The sequence below is a fragment of the Synechococcus sp. genome, from assembly GCF_982614295.1.
The window spans coordinates 26611-39374 of record NZ_CEXBMR010000005.1; the positions used below are offsets into that span (position 1 = coordinate 26611).

Annotated in this window: 12 protein-coding genes; 7 read left to right on the forward strand and 5 right to left on the reverse strand. The window is 49.6% G+C overall.

Features of this window, described 5'->3' with window-relative positions:
• Nucleotides 1-10: 10 nt before the first annotated feature.
• A complete protein-coding gene (locus AC2JC8_RS01665) occupies nucleotides 11-724 on the reverse strand; it encodes a TerC family protein (RefSeq protein ID WP_484401012.1) in 714 nt (237 codons plus the stop codon).
• Nucleotides 725-777: 53 nt separating this feature from the next.
• Between AC2JC8_RS01665 and AC2JC8_RS01670 the strand changes: the two genes are divergently transcribed.
• The 3 genes from AC2JC8_RS01670 to AC2JC8_RS01680 all read left to right on the forward strand — a co-directional run bounded on the left by AC2JC8_RS01670 (nucleotide 778) and on the right by AC2JC8_RS01680 (nucleotide 5329).
• Complete coding sequence (locus AC2JC8_RS01670) at nucleotides 778-1476, forward strand: hypothetical protein (protein WP_484419883.1); 699 nt, start codon at nucleotides 778-780, stop codon at nucleotides 1474-1476.
• Nucleotides 1477-1554: 78 nt separating this feature from the next.
• Nucleotides 1555-5073 carry a transcription-repair coupling factor gene (mfd, locus tag AC2JC8_RS01675; protein WP_484400904.1) on the forward strand — a complete coding sequence of 1173 codons (3519 nt, stop codon included), beginning with the start codon at nucleotides 1555-1557 and terminating at the stop codon, nucleotides 5071-5073.
• Between the two features lie 52 nt (nucleotides 5074-5125).
• Nucleotides 5126-5329, forward strand: coding sequence for a hypothetical protein (locus AC2JC8_RS01680; RefSeq protein ID WP_484400905.1), 204 nt, complete (start codon nucleotides 5126-5128; stop codon nucleotides 5327-5329).
• Here the strand turns inward: AC2JC8_RS01680 and AC2JC8_RS01685 are convergent.
• The 4 genes from AC2JC8_RS01685 to AC2JC8_RS01700 are packed head-to-tail and all read right to left on the reverse strand — an operon-like array spanning nucleotide 5326 to nucleotide 8919.
• Nucleotides 5326-6690: a S41 family peptidase gene (locus AC2JC8_RS01685; RefSeq protein WP_484400906.1), complete on the reverse strand. Its 1365-nt coding sequence runs from the start codon at nucleotides 6688-6690 to the stop codon at nucleotides 5326-5328. The genes AC2JC8_RS01680 and AC2JC8_RS01685 overlap by 4 nt on opposite strands.
• Before the next feature lie 35 nt (nucleotides 6691-6725).
• Nucleotides 6726-7925, reverse strand: a complete 1200-nt coding sequence (gene ispG, locus AC2JC8_RS01690) for a (E)-4-hydroxy-3-methylbut-2-enyl-diphosphate synthase (RefSeq protein WP_484400908.1) — start codon at nucleotides 7923-7925, stop codon at nucleotides 6726-6728.
• A 41-nt stretch (nucleotides 7926-7966) separates the two neighbouring features.
• A complete protein-coding gene (locus tag AC2JC8_RS01695) occupies nucleotides 7967-8551 on the reverse strand; it encodes a uracil-DNA glycosylase (protein WP_484400909.1) in 585 nt (194 codons plus the stop codon).
• Nucleotides 8548-8919 (reverse strand): VOC family protein, encoded by a 372-nt coding sequence (locus AC2JC8_RS01700; RefSeq protein WP_484400910.1) that lies wholly within the window; start codon nucleotides 8917-8919, stop codon nucleotides 8548-8550. The genes AC2JC8_RS01695 and AC2JC8_RS01700 overlap by 4 nt, the downstream gene beginning before the upstream one ends.
• A gap of 29 nt (nucleotides 8920-8948) precedes the next feature.
• Between AC2JC8_RS01700 and AC2JC8_RS01705 the strand changes: the two genes are divergently transcribed.
• From AC2JC8_RS01705 to AC2JC8_RS01720, 4 genes are all read left to right on the forward strand, one after another.
• Nucleotides 8949-10118 (forward strand): pyridoxal phosphate-dependent aminotransferase, encoded by a 1170-nt coding sequence (locus AC2JC8_RS01705; protein WP_484400911.1) that lies wholly within the window; start codon nucleotides 8949-8951, stop codon nucleotides 10116-10118.
• Between the two features lie 29 nt (nucleotides 10119-10147).
• Nucleotides 10148-11086, forward strand: a complete 939-nt coding sequence (locus tag AC2JC8_RS01710) for a putative selenate ABC transporter substrate-binding protein (RefSeq protein WP_484400913.1) — start codon at nucleotides 10148-10150, stop codon at nucleotides 11084-11086.
• Complete coding sequence (locus AC2JC8_RS01715) at nucleotides 11086-11811, forward strand: ATP-binding cassette domain-containing protein (protein ID WP_484400933.1); 726 nt, start codon at nucleotides 11086-11088, stop codon at nucleotides 11809-11811. Before AC2JC8_RS01710 ends, AC2JC8_RS01715 begins: the two co-directional genes overlap by 1 nt.
• A gap of 5 nt (nucleotides 11812-11816) precedes the next feature.
• Nucleotides 11817-12764, forward strand: a 948-nt coding sequence (locus AC2JC8_RS01720) for a PhnE/PtxC family ABC transporter permease (protein ID WP_484594089.1), incomplete at its 3' end; no start/stop codon positions are given.

Consider the following 12764-nt stretch of genomic DNA (forward strand, 5'->3'; position numbering starts at 1 on the left):
TCGCAGTAATTCAGCATAGGCGGCGGCGGTTGGTAAAACCCCAAAGAAATAAAATTGATACCAAGCTCAACAACAACCACTGTGGTAATTCAATGCTAGGAAATATCACCCTTGTTAGAAGTTGCAAACCAACTAATCCCACTGCTAAATAGCCCGCAGATTCAAGCCGCGGGAAATTGTTAAGCATAGAAATAAATAAATTTGAACTCAGCCTCAGGGCCACCACGCCAATTACACCCCCTGTAATTACTAGCCACAATTTGTCGCTTACTGCAACGGCAGCTGCAACACTATCAAGTGAAAAGGCAAGATCAGTGAGGGCAATACTTATGGCCGTAGTTGCTAATTTCCTATCAACTCCAAATGCTGTAATTGCTTGATTAGTTTCCTCTTCATCTGATTTATTTGAAATAAAATGTTGCCCGCAAAGCCAGAGCAAGTACGCAGCGCCTGCAGCCATCAATGGCCTAAAACCCAATACCCAGCGGGAAATTAGGATCAACCCCACGCGGAATACCAAAGCAAAAACAAGCCCTAAATTGAGAGCCTGCTTTTGTTGATCTGGATTTTTTAAGCCCTTGGCAATAGCGGCAAGAGCAATGGCGTTATCGGCAGAAAGCACCACTTCCAGTCCCACCAACACCGGCAGCAGCAGCAGCACCTCATGCCATTGGTCTGCTGCAGTAATTAGTGGCGTTAGGGAATCAAGGCTTGAAGCTTCCATCGCTGCAGCTTAGAAAGCATGGGTGCCGCTCCAAGGAAAAAAGGGTTACTGCTATGGGAAATGAGTTGTTCACTCAGGTGGATTTGCTCCATGCCGATGCCGAAAAGGTGGTGGTGCGGGTGAGTTGCATCAATGCTGGGGTGGTGGCAGCTGCCCTTGGTGAAGCAGCTGGGGCGGAAGAGGCTGAAGATCGCGCCCTAGCCCGTTTGCAGCAACGCTTGGCTCCAGCCCCAAGGCAAGTTCAAATACCTGCGCCAGCGCGGAGAATTAATCCAGAACCAATTACACAACCCATTCCAGAAGCAATTCCAGAAGTAATTCCAGAAGCAATTAGAGAACCAGTAAACGAACAAATTCAAGAACAAATTCAAGAACCTGAAGATTGGAGTGATGAACTCACGGCGGTAGAGCTGGAATTGCAACGCCTTGGCTGGGATCGCCATCAAGAGGGAATTTACCTAGAGCGTGCTTTTGCCCTTGCCAGTCGCAATCGCCTTGTGAACTACGCCGATCTTGTGATCTACCTCAAGGCCTTACGCACCCTTGAACCTCCATGCAGTGCCGCCACAGCTGCCGTTCCACTATTGCGCGCAGCCATGCTGAAAGCAAGCGATCAATTGCTAGGCCAATTGCAATGGGGGGCGGATCAAGGCAGATGCTTTTTGGCGGAACATTTCGGCCACTCCAGCCGGCTGCAACTTAGTGATGATCAGCTGCAGCAGTTCAATGGCCTGTTGCAAAAGCAGTTGTAACAGGAGCCAATCAATTTTGTTGCACCACAAACGGCTTGATCAGTTGCGAAGATCTGATGCGGTGCAGTTTTGTTTTCGATGCCTTTAACCGCCCTGGTGCGCCAGCTAGAGCAGGTGCCGCTTACGGCAGAGGTGTTGGAACGCATCCGTCGAGCCGATCGTTTGCGTTTGCAGGGGGCTGGTAGGGCCGCTCGGGCGCTCATCACTTCAGCTTTAGCCCGCAGCGAAGGCACCCCTTTGCTTGTGGTGGTGCCCACCTTGGAGGAGGCAGGTCGTTGGGCGGCACTGTTGGAATTAATGGGGTGGCCCACCACACAGCTTTATCCCACCAGTGAGGGATCTCCCTATGAAGGATTTGATCCCACCAGTGAAATTACTTGGGGCCAGCTACAGGTTTTAAGCGAACTGCTTGCGCTCAACAGCAAAGGCGATCGCAGCTGGCAAGGGGCGATTGTTGCCAGCGAGCGAGCTCTGCAACCCCATCTACCGCCACCACAGGTTTTAGCTGAGCAATGCTTCAGCTTGCGTAAGGGGGATTGCGTAAATCTCGATCAGCTAGGAGAAACCCTGGCCCGGCTTGGTTATGAACGGGTAGCAACGATTGAGCAAGAGGGCACTTGGAGCCGCAGGGGAGACATCGTTGATCTTTTTCCTGTTAGCGCTGAATTACCGGTGCGGCTTGAATTTTTTGGCGACGATTTAGATAAATTAAAGGAATTTGATCCCGGCACCCAGCGCTCCCTTGATGCAGTGAGTTTGGTTCGGCTTACCCCCACCAGCTACAGCCCTCTAATAGCTCAAGCGTTGCGGCAGCAATTACCAGAAACATTGGATCGGCTGCTTGCAACTGAGGCATTAGAGCAACTATTAGCGGGTGATACGCCTGAGGGGATGCGGCGTCTGATGGGCTTGGCTTGGGCTGAACCCAGTTCGCTTTTAGATTATTTGCCCACTAGCACCATGGTTGTTGTTGATGAAAGGCGTCAATTATTAGCCCATGGCCAGCAGTGGTTTGATCATGTTGAGCAGCATTATCAAGAAGAATGGGGCGCTGAATGTTTAGTAGATGGGGCACTATTATTACCAAAATGTTTACATAAACCTATTGCTAATTCCTTAGCTCAGCTTCAGGAATTTGCTGGTTTTGATCTTGCTGAATTAGCAGAAACTGATAACCATCCCAACAATTTTGATCTTGCTAGTAGGTCTGTTACTGCTTATCCAAATCAATTTGGTAAATTAGCAGCTCTGGTGAAAGGTTTTCAGCAAGATAAGGCGCGAGTGTGGTTACTATCAGCCCAACCATCCCGGGCAGTTGCATTATTAGAGGAGCATAATTGTATAAGTAAGTTCATACCAAATCCCCATGATTTTCCAGCGATTGAACGTTTGCTTGAGCAGCAAACACCAATAGCCTTAAAAACTAGGGGTAATGTTGAGCTGGAGGGCCTGCAGTTGCCCGCTTGGCGTTTAATTCTTATTACAGATCGAGAGTTTTTTGGTCAACATAATCTCACCGCCAGTGGTTATGTGCGGCGCAGGCGTAGGGCTGCTAGCCGCACGATTGATCCAAACCGGATGCAACCCGGTGATTTTGTGGTGCATCGCAACCATGGCATTGGTCGCTTTTTAAAATTAGAAAAACTTGCTATAGCCGGTGATGCTCGCGATTACTTAGTGGTGCAATATGCCGATGGTTTATTGCGGGTAGCTGCAGATCAATTGGCAAGTCTTGGTCGTTTTAGAGCAAGCACAGATTCACCTCCAGAGCTAAATCGCATGGGTGGTGTTGCTTGGAGTAGAGCAAAAGAACGGGCGCGAAAAGCTGTTCGTAAAGTGGCATTTGATCTGGTGAAGCTATATGCCGAACGGCATGAATCACCAGGGTTTGCTTTTCCTGTTGATGGCCCCTGGCAGCTGGAATTAGAAGATTCTTTCCCCTATGAACCCACGCCGGATCAGGTAAAAGCGATTGCGGATGTGAAACGCGATATGGAAACATCAAAACCGATGGATCGCTTGGTATGTGGCGATGTGGGTTTTGGTAAAACTGAGGTTGCAATTAGAGCAATTTTTAAAGCGGTAACAGCTGGTAAGCAATGCGCTTTGCTAGCTCCCACAACGGTGCTTGCTCAACAGCATTGGCGCACCTTGAGTGAGCGCTATGCCCCATATCCTTTAAAGGTGGCATTACTAAATCGCTTTCGCACCACCGCCGAACGTAAAGAGATTCTTAGCGGCCTTCAAGAAGGGGCAATAGATGTGGTGGTTGGTACCCATCAACTTTTAGGTAAAGGTACAAATTTCAGGCAATTGGGTTTACTTGTTGTAGACGAAGAACAACGTTTTGGTGTTAGCCAAAAAGAAAAAATAAAGGTGTTGCGCAAAGATGTTGATGTTCTTACCCTTTCAGCTACTCCAATACCCCGCACTCTTTATATGAGTTTGTCTGGGGTTAGAGAGATGAGTTTGATCACTACTCCACCACCATTGCGGCGTCCGATAAAAACCCATCTCGCTTCTTTAGATGAAGAGGCGGTGCGCAGCGCAATACGCCAAGAGCTTGATCGTGGTGGACAGGTTTTTTATGTGGTGCCAAGGGTTGCTGGTATTGAAGAGGTGGCTGAACAGCTGCGCTTGATGCTGCCTGGATTGCGTTTATTAGTGGCCCACGGCCAAATGCCAGAGGGTGAATTAGAAAGTGCCATGGTGGCATTTAATGCTGGAGAAGCAGATGTAATGCTCTGCACCACGATTATTGAAAGTGGCCTTGATATCCCAAGGGTAAATACAATTCTGGTGGAAGATGCTCAGAAGTTTGGCCTGGCACAGCTATATCAATTGCGGGGCAGGGTAGGCAGAAGTGGGATCCAAGCCCATGCTTGGTTGTTTTATCCGGGCGATTCCTCCCTAACGGAGGCAGCCCGCCAAAGACTGCGGGCAATTCAAGAATTTGCCCAGCTCGGTAGCGGTTATCAGCTGGCAATGCGTGATATGGAAATCCGCGGTGTTGGCAACCTGCTCGGCGTTGAGCAAAGCGGCCAGATGGAAACGATTGGTTTTGACCTTTACATGGAGATGCTCCAGGAGGAATTAGCTGAGATTCGTGGCCAAGACATCCCTGCAGTGGATGAAACCCAGATTGATCTCACCATTACCGCCTTCATCCCAGCCGATTGGATCACCGAAGCAGACGAAAAGTTGGCAGCGTATCGTGCTGCGGCTGATTGCAACGGCAGAGAAGCATTGCTGCAACTTGCAACTGATTGGATTGATCGTTACGGAGCCTTGCCGCCAGCGGTGCAATCACTGCTGCAGGTAATGGAGTTGAAATTGCTGGCAAAGCGCTGCGGATTTTCGCGTATCAAGCCAGAAAAACCCAATATTGCCCTTGAAACCCCGATGGAGGAACCCGCTTTTCGGCGCTTACGCCAAGGCCTGCCAAGCCATTTGCATGGACGGCTTGTTTATCAGGCCGGTAGTGGCACCACGGCAAAGGTTTTAGCCCGCGGCCTTGGGGTGCTAACAGCCGATAAACAACTGGAGGAACTCAAAAATTGGCTGGAACAGATGGCTGCTCAGATTCCCACCCCCTAAAAGCCTCATTTACGCAAAAGTTCGTTACAATTTGGGAACTTAAAGATTCGTAATGAACGCAATTGTTGATCTGAGCGACGGCCTAGGGGCAGTTTTAGATCTTGGCGCTGGTTCTTCAGGTATTGGTTTTGTGCTTTCTCTGCTTGGTTGCGTTGGTTTTGGTTTATTTGCGCTCCTCCAGCAAGACAGCAGTAATGACGACGACGACTCCAATCCCGGTGGTGGAATCATGCAACCTGTAGGCGGCGCGGCTTAATCCTCTTTATTTTGAGTTTCTAATGCTGCAGGTAGATTTGTTGTATTTGGGTTAAATACTTTCGCTTTAATAATTTTAGAACTCGCAGCATTTAGCTGTTTGATTAATGCAGTTTCAGCAACTTTATATTGAGGATCTCTCTTAGTGCCAAGCTGGTCAAATTTTAAATTTTTTGCATCATCTTTAGTTAGTTTTGCCGTAATATTTGGTTTAATACCAAATTTGTGAATATCTCTGCCGCTAGGTGTTAAATACTTGGCAATTGTTACAGTCATACCAGAGCCGTCTGATAAGCCGCGCACCGATTGAACTAGCCCTTTGCCAAATGTTTTTTGGCCAACTAAAATAGCACGATTATTATCTTGAAGCGCTCCTGAAAGTATTTCGCTAGCGCTGGCAGAACCTTCATTAACTAATACCACCACAGGTGCTTTTGTAAGTGCTTTTCCTGAAGCACGTTTTATATCTTGTACCCCATCACGGGTTTTTGTAGACACAATCACTCCATCATCCAACCATTGGCGAGCGATTTCAACGCTGGCCATTAATAAACCGCCTGGATTACTGCGTAGATCTAATACATAACCCTGGGCGCCTTTGGTTTCTAATTCTTTGATAGCTGCACGCATATCTTTGGTGGCATTTGCATTGAATTGCTTCAGGCGAATGTAACCAACCTTGCTGCCATCCGGTGTGGTATTTAACCTGCTGTCAACAGCATGGATTTCAATTCTATCGCGGATTAAATCAACATTTACAAGCTGCGTTTTATTGCGCCGCAGTTGAATTGACACCTTTGTGCCCACCGGCCCGCGGATTAACTTAACCGCATCCTCTGTGCTCATTCCTTTTGTGCTTTTACCATTTATCTGAGCAATTACATCTTTTGGTTTCACATCGGCTCTGGATGCGGGCGAACCATCTATAGGTGATACAACTATTAACTCTTTTGTATCTTTATCGAGGCTTAATTGAATGCCAACTCCAGATAATTCTCCAGAGGTATCTATTTGCATTTCTTTAAATTCCCTCGGATCTAAAAATCTTGTGTAGGGATCATCCAGGGTGGCGAGCATTCCGCGAATAGCTTCATAGGCGTCTTTTTTGTTGCCATAGCTTTTATTAAGAACATCGCGCCGTAAAATCTTCCATCTGTCGTCTGTGTATTTCCCGGTGGTATCTAAGTAATCACGAAATACAATCTGCCAGGCTTCATCCATCACCTCTTTAGGGCTATCGGAAATAATTGCAGCTGTGCTGCTGCCAAGTAATAAGTCGCTTCCAAGCACAACAACCGCAGCCAGGCTGCCGGCTCCAGCAAGAGCTACTAATGCAGTGCGGCGAAAACCTAGTTGACTCATCGAGCTTTTATTGATCCCCTTAACGTAACGCTTATTCAGACCTCTGGCTCCACCCATCTACCGTCACTTTTGATCAGAGCGATCAACGCATCTACCCCTTCCGCCTCTGGAACCCGGCCAATTTCGTCACGGCCGCGATACAGGGAGATGATGCCAGGGGTTTTGCCCACGTAGCCATAGTCTGCGTCGGCCATTTCGCCAGGCCCGTTAACAATGCAGCCCATCACTGCAATATCGAGACCGGTGAGGTGGTCGGTAGCAGCTCGCACCTTATGTAAAACCTCTTCCAAATTAAATAAGGTGCGGCCGCAACTGGGGCAGGCCACATATTCCACCATTGTTTTGCGAAGCCCTAAGGCTTGCAAGATGCCGTAGCAAACTGGAATTTCTTTTTCTGGCGCTTCAGTTAGCGAAACACGAATTGTGTCGCCAAGCCCGTCGGCCAAAAGGGTGGCGATGCCTGCGGTGCTTTTAATACGTCCGTAATCACCATCACCAGCTTCCGTTACACCTAGATGCAAGGGGTAGTGAAAACCTGCTTCATCCATGCGATGGGCCATTAAGCGATAGGCGGCCAACATCACTGGGGCCCTAGAGGCTTTCATCGAAATAACGATGTTATGAAAATCAAGCCGATCGCAAATACGAATGAACTCCAGAGCGCTTTCCACCATTCCCAGTGGGGTGTCGCCGTAGTTGAAGAGCATCCTCTCCGCTAATGAACCGTGATTTACGCCGATCCTGAGAGCTTTATCTTGCTTTTTTAGCAAGTTCACCAGTGGTTCAAAGGTTTCAGTAATCCGATCAGCAATCGCTTCACTTTCAGCTGTGCTGAATTCAGTGCGGTTTGGATCCGGCTTATCAAATACAAATAAACCAGGATTTATTCGCACCTTATCCACGTGATTCGCTACTTCCAGGGCAATTTTCATGCCGTTGTGGTGCACATCTGCCACCAGGGGCACTGCCGCTCCGCTGTTGGCAACACGGCGACGGATTTCTGCTACCGCCTTTGCATGGGCCAGAGAAGGCACCGTGAGCCGCACGATTTCGCAGCCCGCCTCATGCAACCTTCGGATGCCGGCGCTGGCCCCTTCCACATCAAGGGTGTCTTCGTTAATCATCGACTGCACCACCACCGGGTGATCACTACCGATCCACAGATCACCAACCCGCACGCTGCGGGTTTTGCGGCGATGGATCACCGTGTCGAAACGGGCCTGAAGGCCGGTCATGGGCAGGGGGTTTGGGGGCGAGCCAAACCATGGCACATTTTTTAGTTTTTGCGCAGTAATTGTTCTGTATCCCTTAGGTCTTGAAGGGTTAAACCCCTTGGGCTACCTGCAGCCACTGAAGGGAAACGGAGCAGATAGGAAGGGTGATAAATCGGCCGATAGTTGCGTTCCTGTAGTTGATGCCAGCGGCCCCGTTGCAAGCCTAATTTTGCTTTTATTCCAAGAATTGCAGCAACAGCAGTGGCCCCCGCCAGCAAAATCAAGGTTGGATTGATCAAATTGATTTGCGAATCAAGCCAGCGCCGGCACTCTTGAATTTCAATCGGGCTGGGTTTGCGATTTCCGGGCGGCCGGCACTTGATCACATTGCAAATATATAAATCGCTTTTGCTACACAGATTTGCCTGCAGCAAAAGCTGCTCTAACAACTGGCCGGCACGACCAACAAATGGCTGGCCGCAGGCGTCTTCTTTTTGACCTGGGGCTTCGCCTATCAACATCAAGCTGGCATTTGGGTTTCCCCTACCAACTACCACCTGCTCCCTTTGTTTTGCTAGGGCGCAGGATTCACAACCGCGGCATTGGCTCTCAAGCTCCTTGAGCTGTTCAAGTTTTGTTTGATTCACAATTCTTTCAGTGGTTCCAATAGGGGCTCCAAAAGCAGTAGTCGGTTGCCTTCTGGATCGCTCAACCAAGCTTCACGGCCAAAATTTTCTTGGCGCGCTGGTTCTAAACATTGGCCGCCAAGAGCAAGGGCTTTGCTGATAGCAGCTTCAAGTTGCAAAACCTGAAGGCAAAGGGCTAATCGGCCTGGCTGAGCAGGTTGGGGTCGGGTTTTAGATGGGCAGTAAAAAACCAGATCCCCCGCTGCTTCAAGTTGTAAAACCCAGGTAGATCCGCGCGAAAATGCTTCTTTGGTAACAAGCGCTGCATAAAACTGCGCTAATTCAGCTGGGTTGTTGCTGGCGAGTACCCAAAACGGACGGGCGTTCATGCACACTGGAATGGCTGGATTTTTTGCTGATGCTCTCGGCCCGGGCAAAGGCCCTGAAGCCCTCTTTAACCCTGGCCATTGCCGCTAAGGCAAAGCAATTAAAAGCTGCTGGCAAGGATATCTGCAGTCTCAGTGCTGGAGAACCAAATTTCGATACCCCCGCCTTTATCCGAGAAGCCGCCACTCGCGCTTTGGAAGATGGCGCTACCCGCTACGGGCCAGCAGCAGGTGAACCGCAACTGCGCGCTGCTATTGCCGCCAAGTTGGCACGGGCCAATGGCATGGCGGTTAGCGCCGAACAGGTATTGGTTACTAATGGCGGTAAACAAGCGCTCTACAACCTGTTTCAGGTGTTGCTGGATCCAGGCGATGAAGTGCTCCTACCGGCTCCCTACTGGCTTAGCTATCCGGAAATGGCTCAATTGGCTGGAGCCAGCGTGCAGGTGGTGCCCAGTGCAGCAGCAGCCGGATTTCGGCTTGATATCGAAGCACTTGAGGCGCGGATCAATCCGCGTAGTCGTTTATTGATTCTGAACACCCCATCAAATCCCACCGGTTTGGTGTTGCAGCAGCATGAATTAGAGGCGGTGGCTGATTTGTTGAGGCGCCATCCACACATAGCTGTTGTGTGCGATGAAATTTATGAATATCTCCTTGCCCCCGGCCAGAAACATCACAGCTTGGCGGAGTTAGCGCCCGATTTGGCTGATCGCTTATTTGTGGTGAATGGCTTTGCAAAAGGCTGGGCCATGACCGGTTGGCGCCTTGGCTACTTGGCGGGCCCATTGCCTGCTCTTAAGGCCGCCATTGCGTTGCAAAGTCAGTCCACCAGCAATGTGTGCACCTTTGCCCAGTTTGGAGCACTCGCCGCCCTTGAAGGTTCGATGCTTTGCGTGGAAGAGATGGCAAAAAGTTTCTCGGCTCGCCGCGAGCGGCTCACCCGCGGTTTACAGCAATTGCCTGGCCTGGTGCTAGTGCCACCAACTGGGGCTTTCTATGCCTTTCCAGATGTGAGTTCCCATGGCTTGGCATCGCTTGATTTTTGCAATCAATTGCTTGATAAGGAAGGTTTAGCTCTTGTGCCCGGGGCTCCTTTTGGAGACGACAGGTGCGTAAGACTTTCCTGCGCTGTAAGTAGTGCAACAATTGATGATGGATTGGCTCGGCTTGGAAACTTCTTAAGCAGGTTGCACAACTGAGCTGTTTCAGTTTTTTACTACAGTTAAAGATGTTTGTATTTCTGATCGCATTTGCATTTTTGCCTTTGCAATTACCTGCCTTAGCAGAAACTAACGTCGCCCAAAATCAGCAGATTCCCCAGGCTCAGCGGCCATCAGCTAATAAAATGTTATTGCGTATCAGCGCAATTCCAGATCAAAATCCTGAGAAGCTCAATCGTTTATACGGATTGCTGTCTGATGAATTGCAGGAAAAGTTGGGAGTGGAAGTTAAATACATTCCTGTGATTGATTATAGCGCAGCGGTTACAGGTTTTCGCAATGGTGATCTTGATTTGGTTTGGTTTGGCGGCCTCACTGGGGTGCAGGCTAGATTGCAAACACCTGGGGCTAAAGTTTTAGCTCAACGGGATGTGGATGCTGCATTTCACTCCATATTTATTGGTAATGCGAATAGTTTTCAAGGAATAAAGCCAATTCGAGGTTTTAATGATCTTCAGCAATTCAAAGGTAAGCGTTTTACATTTGGCTCTGAAAGCTCTACCTCTGGCCGCTTGATGCCGCAATATTTTTTATCGAAAGGAGGAGTGCAAATTAGTGATTTTGCAGGCGGCGCCCCTGGTTTTAGCGGCAGCCATGATGCAACTATCGCCTTGGTGCAAAGCGGCGCCTACGAAGCTGGGGCTGTTAATGAACAGGTTTGGCAAAGCAATCTAAAGAAAGGCACTGTTGATCGCACCAAGGTGTTGGCACTTTGGCGTACCCCTCCCTATCCCGACTATCACTGGATTGCTCAGGGTGATTTAGATAAGCGCTTTGGCGTTGGTTTTACAAAAAAATTACAAAAGGCTTTGATTGCACTTAGGCCTTCGGATCAGAAGCAACAGCAGATCCTGGAACTCTTTGGTGCACGTCAATTTGTTGTTGCTCCCGCTTCTCAATATGGCGAGATTGAATCGGTTGGTAGAAAACTAGGGAAAATTCGTTGATACTGGAACTAAAGGGAATTGTGGTGCCAGGGCGCCAGCGACCCCGTTTAAATAATTTGAATTTGCAGTTGAATCGTGGCGAACGGGTGGCATTGCTCGGTGCTAGTGGCGCGGGTAAAAGCACTTTGCTTGCTGTTGCTAACGGCTTAATTAAACCCGCTTGCGGCGCTGTTTATTGGTTTGGTGAAAACGCAAGTAGCGGTAAAAGACGGCAACGGCAGCAGGCCCGTATCGGCACCCTCTGGCAAGACCTGCGCCTAGTGGAGGAATTAAGTGTGCAACAAAGCCTGAATTGTGGTCGCTTAGCGGTTTGGCCTTGGCCTTTGGTGTTGCTGAATCTTTTTATGCCCCTTGAAACCAATGCCTGCGCCAAGGTGCTTAGTGAGGTGGAATTAGATCCTGATTTATTGGCGGTGCCTGTAAAGCAACTATCAGGAGGGCAGCGGCAGCGGGTTGCCTTGGCTCGCTTGCTGCGTCAGGGGGCTGAATTGCTATTGGCAGATGAACCGCTAGCTCAGTTGGATCCCCCATTAGCGGCGAGGTTATTGGAATTATTGTTGGAATTAGGTGCAGCCCCTCGCAGTTTATTGCTCAGTTTGCATCGCCCAGATTTAGTGCAAGGTTTTGATCGTGTGATCGGTTTACGTAATGGTGAACTGTTATTTGATGGCAACCCAAAAAGCCTTAGCGCTGAACTAATTAATGATTTGTATGCGCAAAATTAGATGTAATGCAAGCTAAGTTCGCCCCCGTTTTTGGGCTGTTGCTGCCGGCGCTGGTTTTTTTACCACTGCTGGTGTTTTTGCCATTTGAAATTCATGGTGGCGGCTGGGGCTTAATAGCAAATTTTTTTGGTGCAGCCCTGCGGCCAAGCCTCACACCAAGCCTTCTGGCATCGGCTTGCAGCGGCATCGCGATCACCCTTGCTGTGGCGCTTTGGTCTTGGTTGTTAAGCCTGGTAATCGGGATAGGGGCTGGCTTGCTATCTGCCCCCACCGTTAGCGAAGCCTTTTGGGGTTGCCGCTGGCCAGCCGATTTATTGCGCCGCCTTCTTGCTTTGCCGCGTTCCTTGCATGAATTGCTGTGGGGATTAATCCTGTTGCAGGGCCTTGGTTTGCAACCGGTGGTGGCGGTTGTAGCGATTGCGATTCCCTACGGCGCTTTGGTGGCACGGGTGGTGAGTGATCAGTTGGAATCATTGCCGCAAGCACCATTTCAGGCTTTACGTGTAGCTGGGGCGCCCAGCCCAGCCGCTTTGCTAACGGGCCTTGGCCCAAGCCTGCTGCCGGGAGTGCTTAGTTATGGGGGTTATCGCTTGGAATGCGCCCTGCGTTCAGCAACCTTGCTAGGTGTTTTTGGTTTGGGGGGCGTTGGGGCTGATTTGCGGCTTTCTTTGCAGTCTTTGCAATTTCATGAAGCCTGGACCAGTTTGTGGGCCCTTGCCCTAGTGATGTTTTTGCTAGAGCAAGGTATCGCCTTGCTTCGGCGCAGATGGTGGCAACCCGGAGCAGTTGTGGGGCAAAGGGGCCGGGAATTGCTGTTGCTGTTTGTGGTGTTGCTGTTGCTGTTATTTCCAGCGGCCCAATTGCTTGATTTGCAGTGGCAAGTGTTGCTGGGCCCTTGGCATTGGCCAATGGATCAGCAAATTTTTCAATGGCAGGCCTGGCGGCTACCGTGG